Raw genomic sequence first — 21,874 nt, 5'->3', positions numbered from 1 at the left:
GATTTTACCATGCGTCGTCGGGTTGTCATCACGGGTGTCGGTTGCGTTACGCCGTTGGGGACCACGGTCGATTCGCTGTGGGCGAATCTCATGGACGGTAAGAGTGGCGTGGGCCGCACCACCATCTTTGATGCGAGTAGTTTTCCCACCAAGATTTCCGCTGAAGTGAGGGATTGGTCCGTCGCGGCTGTTGGTCTCGACCCTACTGAGTGGGACGACCGCAGTCGACACACTTGTTTCGCTGCGGGGGCTGCCCAGCAGGCCATCACAGAATCAGGTGTGCTGGGGACGGTTGAGCCGACGCGGTTTGGCGTTTATCTGGGCGCCGGCGAAGGAAGTCAGGATTTCTTCAATTTCTCGCAGATGATGACCGCCGCTGTGCAAGGGGGCGATCTTGATTTGAATGGATTCGTCACCGAGGGGCTGAAGATACTCGACCCCCAGGCTGAGCTGGAGCAGGAACCCAATATGCCCGTCGGCTACTTGGCAGGGATGTTTGATGCCCAGGGACCCAACGTAAATTGCCTTACCGCTTGTGCCGCCAGTAGTCAGGCCATCGGCGAAGCGACCGAGATCATTCGCCGCGGTGAGGCCGATGTGATGCTCTCCGGGGGAGCCCACAGCATGATTCACCCCTTCGGCGTCACTGGATTTAACTTGCTTACCGCCCTGAGCGAACGAAATGACGAACCCGAGCGAGCATCGCGCCCGTTCGACAAGAATCGCGATGGTTTTGTCTTGGGAGAAGGGGGCGCGATGGTCGTGCTCGAAGAATACGAACACGCCCGTAAGCGGGGTGCCCCAATCTATGGCGAGCTGCTGGGCTACGGTACAACTGCCGATGCGTTTCGAATCACGGATACCCATCCTGAGGGTCGCGGGGCGATTAGTTGCCTGAAGATGGCACTTAAAGATGCGGGCAAGGATCCGACAGATATCGACTACATCAACGCCCACGGCACCAGCACCGCGGTGAACGATCGCGTGGAGTCGCTAGCGATCCGCCAGGTGTTCGGCACGCATGCCGACAAGCTTCCTGTCTCTAGCACCAAGAGCATGACGGGCCATCTGATCGCCGCCGCCGGGGCGACGGAGTTGATTATCTGCCTGATGGCGATGAAGCACAAAGTGCTCCCCCCCACCATCAACTACGAAACACCCGATCCCGAGTGCGACCTCGACTATGTCCCCAACACGGCCCGCGAGGCCAAGTGCGACATCGCCGCCTCGAATAGCTTTGGTTTCGGCGGACAGAACGTTTCCCTGGTGGCGGGCGGGGTTTGAGAGCCCCTGGGAGCCTCTGATAGCAGGCATTTGGGTAAATTCCTCAAATTTTGCCTATTTCCCTGTGACACTTCTTGCCAGATTCTGCCTACATTAGTGAGGGTGGTGCAGCAGGGGGCTGTTCAAGGGGTTTCTTATGACTGATTGTTCCAGCACGAATCCGCAACTCTTGCTTTCGCAAGCGCTTGCGGGAGAGCGCGACTGTTTTGGGCAGTTGCTCTCGGTGTATCGCAATTACCTGAAGCTGCTGGTAGTGGCCCAGTTGGAGCGGTGTCTCCAGCAACGCGTCAGTCCCTCGGATGTGGTGCAGGAAACCTTTCTTGAGGCCAACCGCGACTTTGACCAGTTTCGGGGGCAGTCGATCGGGGAGTTCTGTGCGTGGCTCCGGATGATCCTGGTTAATAATCTCCACCGGGTGGTCGAGCAGCATGTGCTTACTGCCAAACGGTCCGTCCGACGCGAAGTTTCACTGGAGGTACTGGCCGGTTCGTTGGAGCAATCTACTGCCAGGCTCGATGCGATGCTTTCTGATCCGGGGAATTCTCCCAGTGGAACCTACCAGCGACAGGAACAGGAACTGGATCTAGCCAACCAAATTGCTGCATTGCCGCCGGACTACCGGGAAGTGATTATATTGCGACACATCGAGGCTTTGCCATTTGAGGAAGTGGCCAAGCGGATGCAGCGTCGGACCGGTGCCACTCGAATGTTGTGGGTACGTGCCATTCGCTGCTTACGAGAAAAAATGGATGAATAAGGAATCAGTTAGCCAATTGCAAACTGCCAACAGCTACCAATGATTAGTGAGCCCTCTCAAACTTTGAATCCTTGTGTCCTGGACGACAGGGAATTGGCCGAGGTGCTGGATAGTTATCTGGCATCGCTCGAAGAGGGCACGCCGTTGGATGTGACCCTATTGGCCACAGAGCATCCGCGTCTGGCGGAGGATATTCGTGCCTTTGCAGCTAGTGTCGAAATGTTGCATGAAGCGACACAGGGTGTGCGGGCCGCCAAACCTAGTAAGAGAGGGTCTGCTAAGTCGACAGCACCTTTTTCTGCAGGACCGACTGATGTCGGTGCGAAGCGATTGGGTGACTTCCAGATCGGCGCAGAAATTGGCCGGGGTGGAATGGGGGTTGTTTATGAAGCACAGCAGATATCACTGCAGCGCAAAGTCGCCCTGAAGGTACTGCCGTTTGCTGCTATGTGGGATCACAAGCAGCTTGCTCGCTTCCAGAACGAGGCCCAAGCAGCGGCTCAGCTGCATCATCCCAACATTGTGCCCGTGTTTGCCGTTGGTGAGGAACGGGGAGTGCATTTCTACGCGATGCAATTCATAGCGGGGAGATCGCTCGACCGGGTAGTCCATGCGCTACGCAATGACGAGGAAGATGCCTCTAGCCCCGAGTCAGCCCCTCATGCCGTCTCCACGCTTGTTGCCCAGACGACGCAACACTCGGGATGCGAATTTCTCACCTCTCGCCATGCAGGGAGCCACGCGGAATACTGCGTGGCAATTGCCCGATTGGGGATTCAAGCTGCCAACGCCTTACATCATGCCCATCAATGTGGGGTGATCCACCGCGACATCAAGCCTTCGAACCTACTGCTCGATGACAGGCAAAAACTGTGGATTACCGATTTCGGCCTCGCGCGTATCGCAAACAACCCTAGCGTAACCATGACTGGTGACATGGTCGGCACGCTGCGGTACATGAGTCCCGAGCAGGCCAATTCAGGGCAACTGGTTGTCGATTCGCGCACCGATATCTATTCGCTCGGGGCCACACTCTACGAATTGCTCACATTGCAGCCTGCTTTCCCGGGAGAGGATCGCCAGGAAGTGCTACGAGCGATTGCCCAAAAGGAGCCAATTGCTCCGAGCATGATCGATCCGGCGATCCCCCACGATTTGGAAACAATCATTCTCAGTGCGATGGCCAAGTCGCGAGAAGATCGCTACGCCACGGCGGAAAAACTGGCCGAGGATCTCACTCGCTTTCTTGAGGGGAAGCCGACACTGGCGCGTCGCCCCACCTTGCGGGATCGCTCCGCTAAATGGATACGCCGACATCGAGTGCTCGTCTCGCTCGCGGCCAGTTTTCTGGTGGTGCTGGCTGCGGTCTCGACGAGCTCCGCGTTCTTGCTGATGCGCGAGCAAGGTCGCACCCAGGCGGCCTTGGTGACTGCCGAGGAGAACCTCCAGCAAGCGCGTCAGGTAGTTGATCGGTTTGGGAATCGGTTTTCACGTGAGCTTGCCCAGCTTCCCGGCAGCGAGCCACTACGGCAAGCGGTGCTGGGAGACACGCTCGCCTACTATGAGGATTTCATTGCTCGGGCGGCAAGCGATCCGACACTCGATCAGCAACTTGCGTCGACTCATTTTCAGGTGGGGACCATTGCCAGCCGATTGGGCGATCGACAGCGTTCCGAAGAATCCTACCGTAAGGCTTACGAACTATTTACTCGCTTGAGCGAGGCAGGTGACGATCCCCAGTTGTTTCGGCAGGAAAGAGCAACCTGTCTGAATAACCTCGCTTTACTCTCGGCTGCAGAAGGAAATCTCCAGTTGGCCCGCGAGCATTACACCGCGGCAATTGATTTGCAGAAAAACATCACTGCGAAGAATCCCGCGGATCGCGCGAGTTTGCGTTTGCTTGCCGAGATGCTAACCAACCAGGGTTTTCTCGAGCGACAACGCGGGGATTTGCCATCCGCTCTGCGTTCGTTTTCAGCGGCAATCGGGCGATTGGAAAAAATCGCGGCCCATTCGCCTGAAGACGTACATGCCCGGCACGATCTGGCTCTTGCGCTGAACAACCGAAGCTTTGTCGAGCAGGAGACCAATTGGGAAGCTGCCCGGTCCTCGTGTGAGCGGGCAGTGGAGTTGCTTCAAGAGATTGTCGATCAACGCGCAGCAGATACACCTACACTGGCAAGTTGGCGGAGTGATCTGGCGCTTTGCCAAAACAACTTGGGTGCCATCGTGGGCCGGATAGGTGACGACACGGCGGCGGTTGCCGCCTATCGCCAGGCGATTGAGACTCAAGAGCAGCTCGTGAGGCAGTTTGCCAGCGTGGTACAATATCGTAGCGAGTTGGCGCTTACCTGGAACAATCTTGGCCAGACACTGGCCCGCACTCACGCGACCAGTCCGGCGGTGGCTGCTTATGCTCATGCACTTGAGATCCTGACCGAACTGGTTGCCGACTTTCCGCAGGACGCACGGTACCAGAGTTCGCTGGCGGGAGTGTTGAACAACCGGGCAATGGTGGCAGAACAGACTGGCGACTTGGCCCGCGCTATAATCGACTACGAATCCGCGATTGAGCACCAGAGCGCAGCCCTGGCGGCGAATCCCGCTCAGCCCGAGTTCCGCGAGTTTCTGAGCAAGCACTATTTCAACTATGGTCGGACTCTCCGAACTGCAGGCCGCCCGGCCGAGGCTGCCTCCGTAGCTCTCGAGCGACGGACACTCTGGGCTGACGATGGCGAACATCTGTATTATGTTGCTGGCGAGTTGGCCGAAGCGGCGCAACTGCTTGGCGGTGAGTCAGCCGAACAGGACCAGATCCTGCAAGAAGCTTTGGAGACATTCAAGCAAGCAGAATCTGCAGGTGCCGACGTTGATCGCCTCCGTCGCGAGCATCCCTTGCCTGAGATTTTCAGCGAGTATTCGAGTAGCGACGTTCTCACGAATTCCAGCACATTCCCGGAGAAGCAGCCATGAGATTTTCTGGGAACAAGCGAAGACGCTTCGACAAAGGACAAGAGATGCGTTCGTCGCGTCCGGTCTGTCGTCGCTCGCTGGGCTTCGAGCAGATGGAAGAGCGCATCACCCTCTCGACCTCCACCGGGGGACTAGCGATTACCTTTGATGGTACGAACTTTTCCGAGGGTGGTTTGATTTCTTTCTCCACCGACCAAATGTTCGTCGGCGACATGCGTGGAGTCATCGACTCCCACGGACTCAGTGGATTCGAATTCTCAGCGACCTTCGGTACGGGACAGATCTTAAATACTCAAGACCTGATTACTACTGACATCGATGGGATTGACAAAGGGGAGGCAAATTTCCAATCCCGGGGGGATCTCAATGCGAGCACCCTGGGGGGAGGGTTGGAGCAGGTGATCCCGATTGCCCCACTGGAGCAAGACCCGCCCACCCAGCCAGATGGAGGGGAGGTCCAGATCGCCCAACTTTTTGGCCCTTCCTTTGAGCAGCGTCCGGGTGTTCGGTCGGAAGGCGGCTTAGTTGACGCGCCTCGTACAGAATCGCTGCAAATTGAAACAGCAGTTCGTGCGCAAGAATACGCCCCGGCCCAGGGGCGCGAGATGGCTTTTGAAGTTGCTTCGCTCCGACCTGCTGCTGCCCAGAGCAATGCTCGAGATTCAGAGTTCAACGAAGTGCAAAAGTCAGAGGTTGCCCCCAAGATTTCTCTACCCACAAGAACACCTGCGAAGGCAGATTCACCGCGCGATGAATCGCAACCACCTGTAGTACAGTCTGCCAACCTGATTTCGTCTCGACCAGAGATTGCGCCGGGAGAGAATATTCTCCAGGCAACTTTAACCGCGACATCACACCTCGAAACCAGCGAGGCGAATAACTCGGCTGAGGCTGTCCAGGAAACTGCCCGAGATCAGGTCTTCGCCGAATGGGAGGAGCAACGCCCCGCTGAGGTCGAGGCACCGACCGCTCCGCTGACTAAGGAACGCGAACGTCATGCGACTTCTTCGCTGGTGCTCGGTGGCGTGGCAGTCCTGGCAACCGGGGCTCACCTGGCGCGAGTGCATAGACGCGATTCTCTGAAAGAAATTGAGCCGCTACTGGGACGGGACGAGTAGCGAGCTTACACGGAAACTCTGCAATGGAGATTTTCTGAGAGAATCATGCCCGTTCATTTGCCTGTCATTGGTTAAACTGCTGTGTTAGTTGCAGCAGGCCTATGTGCACCCTGGAACTTTACCAGGCTGCTCTCTATGGGACTTCCCGAGGCACTTATTGATTCGGCGAACTGCGAATTTGCAACGAGCTAGGGTGTAAGATAGGATGGTCAAGAGTCGCGGTCCGACTCTCATGGGGGTACCCGCCTCGTTGGCAGAGAGCTGACCAAACTTGTTGCCTATTGGTTTTTCGTTCGAATGCTACGTACGTCTTGTCAGCTTATTATGCGGCGATTCAAAGCAATATTGCTTCTTGTGGCGCTTACGGTCAAACCTTGTCTTGGTGATATCGCGATCAGCAACACGACTATAAGCGGAACGTTAGAAGTTCCTGCTGGTGAGTTTGGCAATCTCGGGGGAACCGTTACGCTCGACAATGGACTGATCGATGTGTATGGAACTCTTAGTTCTGGTCTGGGCACGGTCGTCCTGACCGGCAACGGTGAGGTTTATCTTAATTCTCCCACAGGCAGATGGTCCTATGGATGTTGTGGAACCAACAGTGTGACCATTGATCCTGGTGTCACGGTGCTTGGCGAGCGAGGAACGAGCTATGCCTCGAAGGGAACCGTGAATCGAGGCACGTTCGCTGCTGTCGCTGGAGGCTCGACAAGCAGCGGGTTCACGATTCTTGCCAATCATGGTTTCGTTAATGAAGGGGTGCTCGAAGCACGTAGTGGTGGCGTGCTCAGAATCGACGGAGCAACACCCGTAACTTTTGGCACAGGTAGCGTATTGCGTGCGAATGCAGATGGAGTGATTCGCGTGCAAGGAGCTGCGATTACTTCGCTTGCCGACCTCGGAACCGTGGAGAATCTCGGCGGCACGATTCAACTCTACGGAGCGAATCTGAATAACGCTGGCCAAACGACCAGCTTCTCGGGGGGAGAATGGTCATTGCTCTCCGGGACAGAAATCGTGGGTGGCGTGTTGGAGACTAGTTCCGGTGGGACATTGTCAATCGTGCCCCAAGGAACTTCACCTCGCGACAATCCCGTGCAGTTCGACGGCGTGACACTGCTCGGCGATCTGCAATTGCTCTCCGGCGGAGTTCTGAAAGCTGTCAACACCATGACGCTCGACGGAGCCAACGTCCGCTTTGAAGGTGGTACCACCTATCTGTATCTCGATGCGGCAACGGCAATCGGCGGAACAGGTACGCTCGTTTCAGAAGGGACCGGCACCGCTCGGATCGAGGCCAGTGGCGGTTTAGTCACGTTGCCCGCAGGCGTTGATCTCCGTGCTTCCTCTGGCACGCTGTCACTCCTGCGTCGTAGTGGCGACGCGACCAGCACCTACGACATTTCCGGCGACGTGGTCGCCTCGGCTGGAACCATTTCCAACACGACGGAAGTGACTACGCGCGCAATGGCAACCGCAATCAATGGGGGAAAGCTCACGCTAGGCAACACGTGGAACAATTTGGGCACCATGCAAGTGGTCAACGGTGGCGTGCTTGAACTGACTGCAACGCTGAACAACCAAGGTTCGCTAACGGTCAACAATGCCAACATCATCTACCGGGGAGGCATGATTTCAGGGCCAGGGAGCCAAAGCATTACGAATTCACGGGTGCTTGCTTCCGGCAGTTCCACTTTGGGGCCTTATCTGGCAATTGGCGGAACCGGTTTGGATCGCGGCGTGTATAATGGCTCACTCGATCTCGAAGGCGGCACGATCACGGTGGGCTCGCAGCCAGGCGAGTTCTGGACTTTGATCGACGGCACGTTGTTTAACGGAACCGTGAATAGCGTCGGGGGCGGTGAGTTGACCATTGGCGTCCCAACGGGGCTCTTGGGGAAACCGCGCGGCACGGTGCGCAACCTGGAATTGAATGCCGACATTCGCATCACGACGGATGCATCTCTGACGGTCGATGGCCCCCTGACCGGCACAGGTCAGCTCATAGTCGATGGTGGTCTGCTTACGATTGGCAATCGACCGGACGACATTTTCTCTCACGCGGTGATCGAACGTGTTTCGCCACTCGCCGGTACAGTAGTTCTCACTGGACCGATCGATAACGTAGGCCAGACGATCCACCTCCCAGCAGGAGTCGAGTGGCGGATTTCACACTCACGTACTGATGTCTTTCGCGGCGGCCGTATCGAAGGAGACCCCGGAGTCGAATTGCGAGTCACCTACGGCTATTCCTTTGAAACAACCGAATGGGCGACTTTTCGCCAAGGAGTCACCTTGGCGTTGCCGATGGTAATTGACAACACGCGGATGTCGGTCCGCGAAGGTCTCACGCTGGACGATACTTCCATCAGCATTGGCTCAGGGAATGGAGACCAGTTTGATGACTCGCGGATCGCCTTTCAAGGTGAGCAAGTCCTCAGCGGTCTTGGTGAAATCCGTTTCAACAACATCAACGGGTTTCCTAGCAACCCCCTGTATCCGCGCATCAACATGATTGAGATAACCGACCAGCAGAGCTTGCCGGCTGGATTGACGATCGGCCCCGACATTGTCATCCGCACGGCCGGTGGTAGCGGCTATGTGGGTGGAAGCTACTTTTATCAATTGCCGCCAGAGCGCGTGCCGCTTGCTAATCACGGCGTCTTGCTGGCCGAGAATGGCCATACGTTGACTCTGTTCGCCAGCAGTTTTGACCAGCAGGGGACACTGCGGGCGGAAGCCGACTCTACATTGCGGATAGAAATCGATGCGTTCCAAAATGATGGACACTTGGAAACGACAGGTGGAGTCTTTCAGTTCACGGGCGATTTCACACAGTCGAGCACCGCGTCCTTTACCGTGACACTTGCAGAGATCCTCAGCGGGGCGGCGATCGATGTGGCAGGTGTTGCTCTGCTCGAGGGGTTACTGAAAGTCGAGCTTGCGGAATCTTATGTTCCGACTGCGGGAGAAACGATTCCGCTCATAAATTCCTCAGGTGGATTGTCGGGGATGTTCTTACAATCTATTCTTCCCAGTCTTCCCACGGGACTATTCTGGCAGATGGAAAAAACGCCTAATTCTCTGTCGCTAAGTGTGTTCGATGGCGGACCTCTAGGAGACTTCGACTCCGATGGCGATGTGGATGCGGCGGATTTCCTCAAATGGCAACGAGACCCCAGTGTCGGCCTACTTGCCGATTGGAAGACTAACTACGGCGTGTCGGCATCCACGGCCACTTCTGCCGCAGTGCCCGAGCCGAGCAATCTTCTGCTGGGAGTGATGGTAAGTATCGTAAGCCTCGCTGCTAGGCGTCTCAAGTGATTTTGATGGAACACTAGGACAGTCACAATCAACAACCAGAATCCTGGCCAAGTAGACAGAACTCACTAGCCTACAAGCACTTGCAGCAATTCAAACAGAGAAGTCCGCTCAGGCCCACTTGGAATTGTGCCTGTCCGAATTGCCCCCTCTAATGCCCTTTTATCGCCAGTATGAGCGACAGAGAAGTGGTCCGAAAGCTGCGAAGGCAATTAGCATCGTCGAGGGTTCGGGGATTGCTACGAGAGTTGACACGAACGCACCCTCAGTTCCATCTGTAAATCGGGCGGTGAAGGCAAGTTGACCAAGATCGTTGAACGCACTTGGGCGACCATCGCCGTTGCCAGTGCTTCCTATAAAACTTAGGCTGCTGACAGTCCTGAAATCAGAAACGGTGCCATCACTAACATCCAGAATAGCACCTGTAAGTGCGATGAGCTGCAAGTCTCCGCTCTCATTCTCCGCCCAGATCCCCAGTTGGCCTATTGAATCGGGGCTATCACCTCTGATTTGACCAACGAATGCAACTTGGCCACGTTTGTTGATAGTCGTGCCGTGGAAATCTATGAACTTAGCATCACCCTGGGTCCCTGGAGCGGCGGTTCCGGATCGAACAACAAGAGTTAGGTCGTCTCCACCACCACCTTTCCAAATGCTGGCCGAGCTTTGTCGAGGATCTACGTTTGTGCCGCGTAGAAATGCAGTAAAAGCCAGTTTTCCTTCGTCATTCAGAACTGGGTCGCCGAATCCTGCGAATTCAACGCCTAGTTCCATTCCGGGAACTGCGTCGTTTGCTCTAACCAGTAGTTCAAGGCCGGAATCTTGCGATTCACTCCAAATGCCCGACGCGTTACCATCGCTTGAGTTGGAGTTAATTGTTGCTCCACTCAGTATTCCTAAGAACGCAGTATTTCCGAGGCTGTTAATAGCTACATTGGGGAAGCTAGTTGCGGCTACAGTTCGGAACGTAGTTTCATCCCCTAGTCCTGGGGCAGGAATTCCTCGTTCAGCTACAGACAGCAATTGATTATTCCTGGTAGCCCATATACCTCGACGGGTACTGAAGTTATCTACTATTTCCCCAATGAATGCGGTTTGCCCACTGGCATTTATGGCCACGCCAGAAAAATCATCGAATTCATTTGCCAAGTGGATGCTTGGTGTCCTATCTCCTTTACGAGCGACTAAGTGCAGGCCTCCGTCTATATCCCCACTCCAGATACCTCGATTGTTGCTGTTGTCTATTCCATTACCCTCTAGAGTTCCACCAAAGGCCACTGCTCCATTGTCGCTGAGAGCAGGAGCTCCAACTCGAGAATAGACCACGCCTGAGTCTGTATCGGGAGCTACACTACCAGAGCGAATGACAAGATGAAGTTGATTTGTTGCTGCATTGTGGAGCCAAATACCATTGTCGTTGTTGCTACTTATCACATCAATGTCAGTGATAGTGCCGGATATCGAAGTTAGCCCTTCGTTGTTGAGTGATATTTGTAAGAAATCACTGAACTTAAAACCCGGATCGGTGCCCGGAGCAAAATCTCCTCGTCGTATTACAAGTGCTAGAGTTCCTCGACCTTCACTCCAAACGCCTGAGCTGGTTAGCCCAATTACTCCACGTCCTGCAAGAAATCCGCGGAAAGCAGATTGCCCTTTATCGTTTATGACGTGGTCCGAAAAGCCATTGAAAACTACACCCCCACCAATATCGATTGCGGATTGGCCGGAGATTGCAACAGTTCGGAGTGCGTCGCCGTAGGCACTTATTAAGAGATTGGTAAAAAGTAAGAGTGCAATACAAAGAGTTCTAATGCATATCATCGTGCTTGCTCTTCTATATAATCGCTAGAACACCAGTGGATGAAAGTACTCATACGAAAATTTCACAGCTAAAAATACTTCGGTTGCCAACTGTACTTATTCGTGGGAACTAATGCGTGAGTCCATGTTCGCTCCAATAAGCAATTCGGGATTTCCATCTAGCATAACCGCACCACTCGTCGATTGCTACCAAACGTCCCGAACTTAATCACTCCACCCGATTCTAGCCCCCACCAGGGTAAACAGGTTGCTCGAGCGGTTACATCGACCTCCAATTTGAATTGAAGTGCGCCAAGTAGTAGCACAGGTCTGAAACGCACTTTATGGCCACACGGCCTGTACTAGAACTGATCTGTCGGAACTGCGCACGGCTTGTTCACGGCCTACGAAGGTGGTATTTCCGCAATTTTTGGTTGCTAGCGGATTTCTTGCGTGACATTGCCCCTCCAGTTCCGGCCTTCTAGAGTACGGCTGGAATAGGCTTTTCCGCCGGTTTCTGGGTTACAATGCCCAGCGTTCTTTCTCCCCCGTCTCGACGGGACAGTGAAGAGGCAATTTTTTCGCATGGTTAGTCGCAAACAGCTGGGAACCTCCTTTTCGTCTCTCCTCCGCCGGGGTTGGGGGGGTGCTGCCCGGGCGCGGTCCCCTCGGAAGGCCGATCAGCGATTTCATGTCGAGCGACTCGAAGATCGCTATCTGATGGACGGGGCAGGGTTTGTCCACACCGACCCCGATGCAGATCCTGATTCGGTGGTTGGTGTGGCCGGGATCGAGGCCCAGGACGACTACATCGAGGCGAGCACAGGTACCCAGCAACTCCGCATCGATGTGCTCTCGAACGATCCACTGCCGGATGGCGCGACTGGGCTGCACATCAAGATGGTGAGCGAGACGGCCAAAGGGGCGACGGTCGCGATCAGCGAGGATGGGAAGCGGCTAATCTATACACCGCCCGAGGGAGGCGTGACGTTCGATACGTTTTACTACATTGTCGAGGACAACGATGGCAAACTCGGCAAGGCGAACGTGACGGTGGGAGAGAAAGACTCCGGAGAAGGCTATCGGCCCCCGTATTATTTCAGCCGAGATGACAACTATACGCTTTACGAAGACAGCCCGATTCAGACGCTGAAAGTGTTGGCCAACGATGGTCCGTTTGCCACTGGCGAGATTATTGAAATCGCCGACCAGGAGGGTATTGGTGGAACGGTGGAAATCGCCGAGGACGGAAAATCCTTGCTCTACCAGGCTCCACCAGCCACGACGGGCAGCGATCGGTTTACCTATACCGTACGGAATGCTGAGGGCGAAACAGCGACCTATCACGTGTCCATCAACGTTATCAAACCAATTCAAACACGTTCCGAGGACGGACTGAATTTTGATGTCGGTACGGGTCCCCATGTCTTGAATGTGTTAGAGCGAGACGTGATTCTGGCCAGCACGCCCGAAACACCTCGGATCGTGGAAGTATCGCAACCAGAAGTAGGGGGCACATTTCAAATCAGCGCCGACGGACAACGGGTGATCTACCAACCTAGTGAGGGTTTTCTTGGTTCGATCAGCTTCGAGTACGTCCTGCGCTACGGATCGCTCGACCATCAGGTGGTCACCGGCTATGAGACCTTGAGCATCCAGAACACATTTCTGGCTGTCGACAATTGGTTTGCAGTGAGTCCTGGCAGCCCATCGCAGGAACTCGATGTCTTGGCAAACGATCCCACCCTTAAGCGGCGCATCGGCTGGAGTGGCACCAAGCCAGACGTAACGCTTTCGATAATTGGAGTCAGCGTTGGTACTCACGAAGGGCAAGTAACCATCTCAACTGGCGGCAAGCTACTCTACACTCCCGCGGCAGGTTTCACCGGTGAGGAGACTTTCAACTACACGGTAGAGGACTCCAATGGTCACATTGATTCCGCACAAGTGACCGTGCTTGTATCCGAACAGGTTGCTGATGCAGGCGTGCCGAAGTTTATCTTGCCGGGGGAACTCGAACAATTTCTCATCGATCAGGCCGTCGAGCGCTATAAGAATCAATTCGGCATGACGCAGATGCATTACACCGGACAGATCGAATATAGCTACACCTTATACGATACTACGAGTGACGTGATAAGAACGACGAATTTCCTTTCGTCCTCAAGCGATCACTCAGAGACCAACACCCAAGAAGCAGGGGTCGATGAGGCAGACATCGTCGAGACCGACGGCCAGTTTGTCTACACCTTCTCGCACGGCAAGCTGGTGATCGTCGATGTGTCTGACCCGACAGATCCTGATCTGATGTCATTCACAGCTTTCGAAGACCGCTACCACGAAATGTATCTACAGGGAGACCGCCTGACGCTCATCTCCCGCGGTTGGAACAAAGTCAGCCCTTCGATTGTTACTGTGCTAGATATTACGGACCGTGCGAATCCGGCAATCGTCGAGCGAACCGAGATCGATGGTCGCATCGTTGATTCGCGTGCTGTGGGGGATCGAGTTTATGTAGCCATCAGTGGTGTCGAACTGCCGATTGTGGAGAGCACAGTCACTGTGCCGGCCGAGGAAGGGGATCCCTACGAGTACCGTACCAATGAAACTCTCGACGAGTATGTAGCCCGGGTGCGGTCTACCTTGTTAGAAACCGCGTTGCCGACTTATGAGACTTACGACGCTGCCGGCGAACTCATCGCCTCGGGTTTATTGACCGATCCCACGCAGATCCATAAGCCGATCGACACAGTCGACAACGATTTGATGTCGCTGGTCACGTTTGATGTGGCAGACGGTGAGGCAGGGCCGGATAGCTCCACGGGAATATTCACTTCCAGCGCTAGCGAAGTGTACATGTCGGGTAGCTCGTTCTATGTAATGCGAAACTCGAACGAGGAAACGGCGATCTTCAAATTCACAATCGATGACGAGGGGACCGCCACCATGGCGGCCACCGGCAAAGTTGGCGGGCTGCTGCTCAATCAATTCTCGGTCGATGAGCACGAAGGGCGACTGCGCATCGCTACGACCGAGACTCGAATGGAAACCGTGTTGGATCGCTGGGGCCGAGAGATCACGCGGCAACGACAGCGATTCAATAACTTGTTCGTTCTCGAACAAGAGGGGACGGAACTGGAAGTTGTCGGAGAAATTCGAAATTTGGCCCCTACCGAGACGATCAAGTCAGTACGTTTCATGGATGACCGAGCCTACGTGACCACCTTCCGGGTGGTCGATCCGCTGTTCTCGGTGGATCTCAGCGATCCGACCGCTCCCACGGTGACCGGTGCTTTAAAGATACCCGGCTACTCGGACTACTTGCACCCCGTCGGCGAAGATTATGTGATCGGTATCGGCCGCGATGCGGACGAAATAACGGGTCGCCTGGGGCCGCTGCAGATCTCACTTTTCTATGTGGGTGATATGACCAATCCTACGCTCGTCGATCAAGTAACCATGGAAGGTGCCGAGTGGCATTTAAGCGAAGCATGGAGCGACCACCATGCGGTGGCATACTTTGCCGAGGATCAGGTACTTACGATTCCTGTCGGCTGGAGCGAATCGGTGCCGGCTGATTGGGATGGAGACGGCATCTTTGAAGGGACAAGCTACGAAAACCACTCGGCGATCTGGGCATTCGAGATCGACGTCGACCAGCAAGGTGGCGGTGCGATTGAGATTGCAGGAAGCGTGGAGCATACGAGCGACGCGACATCGTATCGATACCACGGAAATCAAGCACGCCGGAGTGTGCGCGTGGGTCAGTCGCTCATTACCCTTTCAGATGACTATCTCAAGATCAGCCGACTACATAATGTCTCGGAGCAACTCTCCGAGATTTATTTGGGGACGCTTCCCCGAGACGATCAGTTCACGGTGGAAGAAGATAGTCCCGAGGTGACACTCGACGTGCGGGCCAACGATCGACTGGGTATTGGTGGTGAGGCGCCTCGCATTGTCTCCGTTACGCAACCCACGGCTGGAGTTAGGTACTGGGACAGTCCTATCTACGCCATGAATTCTTTAACCCTCGCAGTACCGATGGTTGCGGAGTTGACGCCTGTTTCGCAAGTCAAAGATGTCGGCACGGTTGAGATTTCAGAAGATGGCGAGTCGCTAGTTTTCACTCCTGCAGAAAACTTCTTCGGCACGGCGACCTTCACTTATGCGGTTTTCGATGAAGTCCGCGGCGAACAGCAGGCTACGGTCACACTCACCGTGACCAACACGCCAGATGATCCTGATGCGGTGGATGATGAATTCGAGATTGATGTTGATTCTGGTCCCACAAAACTTGACGTACTGGCCAACGACGCGAACCCCGACTGGGGTGGCTACTTTCCCTTTGCTACGCCTTATTCGGTGATCGATACGATGGTTATCAGCGATGCTATTTTTAGCATTCCCTATCATCCCCCCTCCGTCGTTGGACTCACGATTACCGACATCAGTTCGCCTGACCAAGGGGGTTCGATTGCAATCGATCCAGGGGGGCTTGGACTTACCTACACACCGGCAGCAGGTTTTGAAGGGATCGAGACCTTCACTTACACGATTACTAATCATGTTGGGGATACCGATGTTGCTACGGTAACCATCCGCGTGGGAGAAACGGCTTCGTTGGAAATTGTCGATACCCCATTACCGAATGAAGTGGAGCCGGTCAAACCGAGTAAGATCGAGTCGACCGAATCACTTCCCTATCTCTCTCGAGAACTTTTTCGACCTCAAGGACGACAGCGGTCAGACACACCGGTTACCCAACAAGTTGCCCACAAAGAGAGGGAGCGAGTTCCAATAGATAGAATTGCTGGACGAGCGACATATCGTGCAGCGCATTTGGATTTGTCAGTGCCTCGCGACCGGGCCTTCGCCAAACTCACAGCTAGTGATTTGGTGTTTTCATCTGAATTCGACTCCGACGCACTTGCCCGGGAACTCGCGGCACTCGTTGGCTGAGAGAGTAATAGTGTTAGCAACGCATCATCGCCTTTCGGCGATAGCCATGAATTAGGCATCGGCTTCCACATTCACCGCTGGTTTCTCGGGTGGTTCGGGCTTGCCGTTGACGATCTTTTCCGGGCCGATGGCGGCCTCGATTTGGCGGAGGATTTCCTTGGTGGCTGCGCGGTCGTAGTAGTAGTCGTCCAGGCGGATTTTATTTTTCTTGCCGCCGTCCTGATAGTCCACCCACGCGATCCCTTTGGATTGCCATTTCTTTTTGTCGAGTCCAGTGATTTGACTGAAGTCAGTTTGTTGCCCCCCCTTGGTTCGCAGGGTAGTCCCTTCAGTCTCGACCCAGCGGCCGAGCATGTACACCAATCGGCTGAGGAAACCCAATCCGATCAGGCCAGCACCACCGGCGTAGAAGAACTGCTCATTAATGTCGACCGGTGCGAGCGGCTTGCCGGTTTCTGGGTTGAGAGGATTGTCGGTGGGCCAACCGCGTTCTGCGGCACGTTCTTTCCACATTTCGCTCAGCTGAAGTTCCCCCAGTTTGTCGCCATTGGCATCGACATCGTCTTTGTGGACTTCAAAGAATTGAATTCGGTCCAAACCACGCTCGCGCTTGGCGGGATAGCCGACCAACCCATCATAGAGAAACCAGAGCCCTCCGAGGACGCATACCGAACCAACCAGGCCGAGGCGAATAAGATAGTTAGGGCTGATAGTTGCACGCGTTGCCATGGATCACATCTCCGCCGAGAGGGCTATTAGCTGTTAGTCGTTAGCCAGACCACATTGGTCTAGGCAAACCGAGATTTAGGATGCCGAAAAGTGCATTGTACCGTGAATTGCCTAGAACTATAGCACCGAAAGCCGCTGCGAAATGGCCAGGAACAGGTTTCAAGGGCCGGTTGTAGCGACGGGGAGGAATTTGGGTATCTTGACCAGCCGCCGTACATTCATACTCGGTTTTGTGTGTTGTCAATTAAGCCGCTCTTCAGCGCATTGCGGCAGATAGTTTGAATTCGCGGCTACAGGATAGAATGCAGCCCAAAATACAAGTCATCATCATCAGACTTGGTTCTGGAACGGCCAAGTTTGCACTCAGCGAGCCCGTCTCGTACTGAGCTTGCCAGTTGACCAAGCTGCTTGCACTCAGAAATGGAACGGAATTGCCTCGCTGCCACACCAAGAAATCCTGGCCATCCACGTCGCCATCGTTATCAAAATCGGCTGAGGGCGGCGGTCCGTAGAGGAACTGTACGCCATCCACATCGTCGGGGTCGGGAATGCGATTGACAGGGGCTTTGCCATCGCCGTCCGGATCGAAGTAACTGCACAGACTGCCGTCGAAACCGGAGTCGACATATCCGCACATCAAACCATCGGACACATCCGAGTGAGCTAGCCCCAACGCGTGTCCCAGTTCATGGGCCGCTAGCCCTTCGAACTCGTTGCGATAGAATCCGCCGCCGGGGGGATATAGGTCGTATAACTCCCCCTCGGCTTCCGGTGCCACGTAGAATGAGATATCGGACTTGTTGTTGAAGATCACATCCCCTTCGAGCGTCGTGCCGCCGTTAGGGGGAGCAGTAAATCCTACCGCTGCCGAGAAACCATCAATTTCGAAAGCGCCGATGCGGATGTCGCCCAGTACCTGCCCAGGAGCGTAAGGCGCCGAGAACGGAGTGCCATCGTCGATCCCCACGTAGACGAACTCGATGTTAGCGACCGTTGACCAACGGTCAAGCGCGGATTGAATCATCGCCAGGGCCGCTGCTTGTCCCCCCACTTGATTAAACACGGGAGTGAGGTCCGACGTCCCGTGTAGGTAAGTCGGAGCGGAAGCGTCGAGCGTGGTACCAGTTGGCATCAAGCTCCAGGTTACTGCACCTCCGGGTGTGCCAGCATGATTGTCCCCTCCCCATTTTGCATAACCCGTCTCACCTCCACCGAGTGTGAAAGGAAACAAATTGTATGCAGTCGCTGAGTGGGGGCTCGAGTAGAGAAAACCAGCAGCCAGTGTTAAGAACAATGCCAATCGCATGTTACGCTCCCCGGAAATCAGGCAACGGATTGAATGCCCCACATTATAGCCGAGCTTCAGGAGCGCGCCTATTTTTGGTTTGTCGCCTGTAGCTGAACTGACTAGGATGAAGCACTCCGTCTCTTTCTTACAAGGCTTTTCTATGGACCAGCAGCGGCAATCTTTCATGTCCAAACGCATTTGGTGGCTGGTGGGTATCGTCGTCGGTTTGCCGCTAGCATGGGTTTTATATCAGATTTTTGCGCCTAATGAGCAGATCGAGATCTCGCCCGAGACGACAGTCCTCACCGAACCGCTTCGCGCGGATGGGCTGCCCGACTACGCCCAGTATTTCTATGAACTGGGGCACGAGGGGGTGACTCCGGAGAACAACGGGGCCGTCGAGTTCTGGCAGGCAATGTGGCCGGGGGACCTGGCGGTGGAGGATTGGCATCCGCTCTGTGATGCGCTGGGGATGAAAGCGGTGCCAAAAGAGGGGAGTGGTTTGGAGTCACCCTATACCCAAGAAAATCGCGCGAAGATCGCCGCGAAGCTGACGGAACTCTATCAGCAGACCCTCGAGGGTTCTGCTGGGGAGGATTTGCTTACCCAACAGAATCAGACATTCATCAAAGACACTTTGGCTCACGACGCGATTGGCCTAGCCATGGAGCGACCCTGGAAGTCGGCGCAATTGCCGGCGCTGGCGGAGTGGCTTGAGCGAAACAGCAGGCAGCTTGATCTCTTGGTGGCGGCGACCGAGAAGCCCAAGTTCTGGTCCCCATTGCCAAGTATGATACATGACAGAGACGAAGGTCTCATTGCATTGTTGTTGCCGAACGTACAATCGATGCGCATGGCCACGCGGGTATTGAACATTCGAGCCATGTGGCATCTGGGAATGGGCGACAATCAGGCTGCCTGGACTGACCTCAAGGCATGCTATCGACTGGCCCAATTCACGAGTGCTGGGCCCACACTGGTCGAACAGCTCGTGGCGATTGCCATGGAAGGAATAGCCAATCAGCAGACGGTCACGCTGCTCGACTCGGGGCACGTCGACGCGAAACTCGCTAGCAGGATACTCGGCGACCTGACTGCCATGGGGCCCGCCTGCGATATCGCCAATTCGGTCGACACCGGAGAGCGGCTGTTGTTTGTCGACACGGTGCTCAGGCTGGCTACGGGACGCGACTCAATGGCTGGGCTCACAGGCGGGGGAGGCGCACCCAACTTCGATCCGGTTCCGTTGATGCACATCAAGTGGAACTATGTTCTGCGCGAAGGGAACCTTTGGTACGATCGGCTGGTAGCGGCTGCCCGACTACCGACGCGAGATGAAAAAGATAAAGCAATAAAGAATCTCGATTTTGAATTGCGACAAATGGCGAACGCGCAAAAAAATCCCTATCGGCTCCTTAGTGGATTGGTGAGTCGACAGGCCCGCAGCGAGATCTTCGCGGAGGTGATGGCAAGCTTGTTCTTGCCGGCGTTGCGCGCCGCCTATGAAGCGGAGGTGCGTGCGGAGGCAGTTTGGGAACTGACGCGGCTTGCTGCCGCGCTGGCGGTCTATCGTGCCGAACGGGGAGAATATCCCGAACAGCTTACGGCATTGGTTCCTGGCATCCTGCCGGAGGTGCCGCTGGATTTGTATGTCGGCGAACCGTTCAGATATGAACGCAAGCCAGATGGCGGGTATTTGCTCTACAGTGTCTATCGGGATGGGAAGGATGACGGCGGAACGAGTATGGACGAAGAGATTGTCGCCGGTGAGTGGATGGCGGATAAAGCGGAAATCGATTCTGGCACCCGTGACATCGTCTTCCGCGTCCCCGTGCCGGAGTTCAAGCTTCCGGAGCTTCCTGTGGAGGAGGATCTATTGACCCCTCCAGGTGAGTAGCCTTTTTGACGCTTTCAAATTATCAATTGGATTTGACAGAGTGTCGGTTATAGCCTACAATTATTTTGAATGGATGCTCAGGAGCAACGAATCCGAATTTATCATACGAGGGAAGGTAAGCGTCCTTTCTCGAAGTGGTTTGCTAAACTTCGAGACCGCAGAGCCCAGCAGCGTATTGATGCAAGGCTTACTCGCGTCGCTTTGGGAAATTTCGGAGATTGTAAGCCAGTAGGTGAAGGTGTTTTAGAGCTTCGCATTGATTACGGTCCGGGTTATCGGGTGTATTTGGGGCGAGATGGTGAGGAACTAGTTATTTTGTTGACTGGCGGAGACAAGAGTAAACAGTCAAGAGATATCGCGACGGCTAGAGACTATTGGGCTGACTATAAGTCTCGGAAAGAGGAGAACACCAATGGCATTAACGAGTGATTACCAAGAAGAGTTGCTAGAGCGATTGAGCGATCCTGAGTATGCCGCCGGATACATCTCAGCATGTGCTGCAGAAGGCCAGGAGGAGTTTTTGCTCGGGCTTCGCAATGTCACAGAGGCCCTCGGCGGCGTTGGCCAACTCGCATCAACGACTGAGCTCAATCGGCAGGGACTCTACGATATGCTTTCCGAAGATGGCAATCCCAGGCTTTCAAGTCTTTTTTCTGTTTTTGGTGCGATAGGGATGCAATTGGGCTGCGTACCTGCCTCAAAGTAACCCCTCCAGGTGAGTAGCCACACACTCGGCCAGCACCGGCGGGTTGTAGCCCCCTTCGAGCGTGCTCACCAAGCGGCCTTCGGCGTAGGTGTTGGCGACTTCCACTGCCGCGGTGGTCAGCCACTGGAAATCCTCTACCTCCAGGCCCAAGGAACCGATGGGGTCGGTACGGTGGGCGTCGAAGCCGGCGCTCACGAGTACCAACTGGGGACGCATGCGCGCGGCGAACTCTTCCAGGTCGCGGAGAACCGCGTCCCGATAGTCGCGCTGTGAGATACCGAATTGCAGTGGCAAATTGTGCGTGGTTCCAAGACCCGCACCGGTGCCCGTTTCGTCAGCATCGCCCGTGCCGGGATAGAAAGGCCAGCGATGGACAGAGAAAAACGCCACGCGGGGTTCGTCGTAGAAGATCGCCTGGGTGCCGTTGCCGTGATGCACGTCCCAATCGATGATGAGCACGCGCTCGACTCCCTGGTCGAGTGCCGTCTGGGCTGCCAGGGCGATGTTGTTGAGCAGACAAAATCCCATTGCCGTTTCGCGCAAGGCATGATGCCCCGGCGGTCGCACGAGGCACAGAGCGCGGCGATCTTCGCCATGAAGGACGCGAGTGGTCGCATCACACACGGCCCCCGCAGCAAGCTTTGCTACGTCGAACGATTCGGGGCATATCACCGTATCAGCATCGGCGCGGCCACCCCCTGTATTCGCCAATTGTTCTAAGTTGCGAATCATCTTCTCTTCGTGGACCGATCCAAGTACCGCGTTTTCCGCGGGGAGCCACTCGGCCAAGGTACAGCGATCCTTGAGGCCCGTGGCTTCCAAGTGCCTGACAATATGCTCCAGTCGCGCGGCGCACTCGGGATGGTTGCCGGTGTGGTGCAGCAGGAATCGCGGTGAAGTGTAGAGAAGGACCATGGTGTGTCTATTCCTAGCCGTCGGCGGGAGCCGATGGTTTTCACAGGTTCAACCATTGGCTCCCGCCAACGGCTATCAAGGAATCAAGCTCTACTGAGTAACTCGTCTCTCAAGTCATAAGCTT

13 protein-coding genes are annotated in these 21,874 nt (G+C 55.2%); 9 read left to right on the top strand and 4 right to left on the bottom strand.

The window, feature by feature from the left end; translation table 11 throughout:
* Positions 1-9: 9 nt before the first annotated feature.
* The 5 genes from Pr1d_RS25070 (at position 10) to Pr1d_RS25050 (ending at position 9,456) form a co-directional block, all read left to right on the top strand.
* On the top strand, positions 10-1,284 hold the full coding sequence (locus Pr1d_RS25070; RefSeq protein ID WP_148076090.1) for a beta-ketoacyl-[acyl-carrier-protein] synthase family protein: 1,275 nt from the start codon (positions 10-12) through the stop codon (positions 1,282-1,284).
* 136 nt (positions 1,285-1,420) lie between these two features.
* On the top strand, positions 1,421-2,041 hold the full coding sequence (locus Pr1d_RS25065) for a sigma-70 family RNA polymerase sigma factor (RefSeq protein WP_148076089.1): 621 nt from the start codon (positions 1,421-1,423) through the stop codon (positions 2,039-2,041).
* 39 nt (positions 2,042-2,080) lie between these two features.
* Complete coding sequence (locus Pr1d_RS25060; protein WP_148076088.1) at positions 2,081-5,014, top strand: serine/threonine-protein kinase; 2,934 nt, start codon at positions 2,081-2,083, stop codon at positions 5,012-5,014.
* Positions 5,011-6,132, top strand: a complete 1,122-nt coding sequence (locus Pr1d_RS25055) for a hypothetical protein (protein WP_148076087.1) — start codon at positions 5,011-5,013, stop codon at positions 6,130-6,132. The genes Pr1d_RS25060 and Pr1d_RS25055 overlap by 4 nt, the downstream gene beginning before the upstream one ends.
* A gap of 324 nt (positions 6,133-6,456) precedes the next feature.
* Positions 6,457-9,456 (top strand): autotransporter outer membrane beta-barrel domain-containing protein, encoded by a 3,000-nt coding sequence (locus Pr1d_RS25050; RefSeq protein ID WP_148076086.1) that lies wholly within the window; start codon positions 6,457-6,459, stop codon positions 9,454-9,456.
* A gap of 159 nt (positions 9,457-9,615) precedes the next feature.
* On the opposite strand, the gene Pr1d_RS25045 is transcribed toward Pr1d_RS25050, so the two are convergent.
* Positions 9,616-11,274, bottom strand: coding sequence for a DUF7453 family protein (locus Pr1d_RS25045; protein WP_148076085.1), 1,659 nt, complete (start codon positions 11,272-11,274; stop codon positions 9,616-9,618).
* Between the two features lie 564 nt (positions 11,275-11,838).
* Between Pr1d_RS25045 and Pr1d_RS25040 the strand changes: the two genes are divergently transcribed.
* The gene (locus Pr1d_RS25040) at positions 11,839-16,215 is read left to right on the top strand and encodes a beta-propeller domain-containing protein (RefSeq protein ID WP_148076084.1); all 4,377 of its coding nucleotides are present in this window, start codon (positions 11,839-11,841) and stop codon (positions 16,213-16,215) included.
* A 51-nt stretch (positions 16,216-16,266) separates the two neighbouring features.
* Here Pr1d_RS25040 and Pr1d_RS25035 read toward each other — a convergent pair whose 3' ends face one another.
* Positions 16,267-16,944, bottom strand: coding sequence for a hypothetical protein (locus Pr1d_RS25035; RefSeq protein WP_148076083.1), 678 nt, complete (start codon positions 16,942-16,944; stop codon positions 16,267-16,269).
* 256 nt (positions 16,945-17,200) lie between these two features.
* On the bottom strand, positions 17,201-18,250 hold the full coding sequence (locus Pr1d_RS25030) for a matrixin family metalloprotease (protein ID WP_168205478.1): 1,050 nt from the start codon (positions 18,248-18,250) through the stop codon (positions 17,201-17,203).
* Positions 18,251-18,416: 166 nt separating this feature from the next.
* On the opposite strand from Pr1d_RS25030, the gene Pr1d_RS25025 reads away from it, so the two are divergent.
* The 3 genes from Pr1d_RS25025 (at position 18,417) to Pr1d_RS25015 (ending at position 20,835) form a co-directional block, all read left to right on the top strand.
* Positions 18,417-20,129 carry a hypothetical protein gene (locus tag Pr1d_RS25025; RefSeq protein ID WP_148076081.1) on the top strand — a complete coding sequence of 571 codons (1,713 nt, stop codon included), beginning with the start codon at positions 18,417-18,419 and terminating at the stop codon, positions 20,127-20,129.
* Positions 20,130-20,198: 69 nt separating this feature from the next.
* Positions 20,199-20,558 (top strand): type II toxin-antitoxin system RelE/ParE family toxin, encoded by a 360-nt coding sequence (locus Pr1d_RS25020; RefSeq protein WP_148076080.1) that lies wholly within the window; start codon positions 20,199-20,201, stop codon positions 20,556-20,558.
* Positions 20,542-20,835 carry a helix-turn-helix domain-containing transcriptional regulator gene (locus Pr1d_RS25015; RefSeq protein ID WP_148076079.1) on the top strand — a complete coding sequence of 98 codons (294 nt, stop codon included), beginning with the start codon at positions 20,542-20,544 and terminating at the stop codon, positions 20,833-20,835. The genes Pr1d_RS25020 and Pr1d_RS25015 overlap by 17 nt, the downstream gene beginning before the upstream one ends.
* Here the strand turns inward: Pr1d_RS25015 and Pr1d_RS25010 are convergent.
* The gene (locus Pr1d_RS25010; RefSeq protein ID WP_148076078.1) at positions 20,827-21,750 is read right to left on the bottom strand and encodes a histone deacetylase family protein; all 924 of its coding nucleotides are present in this window, start codon (positions 21,748-21,750) and stop codon (positions 20,827-20,829) included. The two genes, Pr1d_RS25015 and Pr1d_RS25010, sit on opposite strands and share 9 nt — an antisense overlap.
* Positions 21,751-21,874 lie beyond the last annotated feature (124 nt).

This window comes from Bythopirellula goksoeyrii (genome assembly GCF_008065115.1).
In the GTDB taxonomy this organism is placed as follows: Bacteria; Planctomycetota; Planctomycetia; order Pirellulales; family Lacipirellulaceae; genus Bythopirellula; species Bythopirellula goksoeyrii.
This window is presented reverse-complemented; position numbering and strand designations above follow the sequence as displayed.

Coding starts and splice junctions, on each gene's coding strand:
- Pr1d_RS25040 (WP_148076084.1), top strand. CDS start 11,839: ATGGTTAGTCGCAAACAGCTGGGAACCTCCTTTTCGTCTCTCCTCCGC.
- Pr1d_RS25050 (WP_148076086.1), top strand. CDS start 6,457: ATGCGGCGATTCAAAGCAATATTGCTTCTTGTGGCGCTTACGGTCAAA.
- Pr1d_RS25060 (WP_148076088.1), top strand. CDS start 2,081: ATGATTAGTGAGCCCTCTCAAACTTTGAATCCTTGTGTCCTGGACGAC.
- Pr1d_RS25065 (WP_148076089.1), top strand. CDS start 1,421: ATGACTGATTGTTCCAGCACGAATCCGCAACTCTTGCTTTCGCAAGCG.
- Pr1d_RS25045 (WP_148076085.1), bottom strand. CDS start 11,274: ATGATATGCATTAGAACTCTTTGTATTGCACTCTTACTTTTTACCAAT.
- Pr1d_RS25055 (WP_148076087.1), top strand. CDS start 5,011: ATGAGATTTTCTGGGAACAAGCGAAGACGCTTCGACAAAGGACAAGAG.
- Pr1d_RS25070 (WP_148076090.1), top strand. CDS start 10: ATGCGTCGTCGGGTTGTCATCACGGGTGTCGGTTGCGTTACGCCGTTG.
- Pr1d_RS25020 (WP_148076080.1), top strand. CDS start 20,199: ATGGATGCTCAGGAGCAACGAATCCGAATTTATCATACGAGGGAAGGT.
- Pr1d_RS25035 (WP_148076083.1), bottom strand. CDS start 16,944: ATGGCAACGCGTGCAACTATCAGCCCTAACTATCTTATTCGCCTCGGC.
- Pr1d_RS25030 (WP_168205478.1), bottom strand. CDS start 18,250: ATGCGATTGGCATTGTTCTTAACACTGGCTGCTGGTTTTCTCTACTCG.
- Pr1d_RS25010 (WP_148076078.1), bottom strand. CDS start 21,750: ATGGTCCTTCTCTACACTTCACCGCGATTCCTGCTGCACCACACCGGC.
- Pr1d_RS25015 (WP_148076079.1), top strand. CDS start 20,542: ATGGCATTAACGAGTGATTACCAAGAAGAGTTGCTAGAGCGATTGAGC.
- Pr1d_RS25025 (WP_148076081.1), top strand. CDS start 18,417: ATGTCCAAACGCATTTGGTGGCTGGTGGGTATCGTCGTCGGTTTGCCG.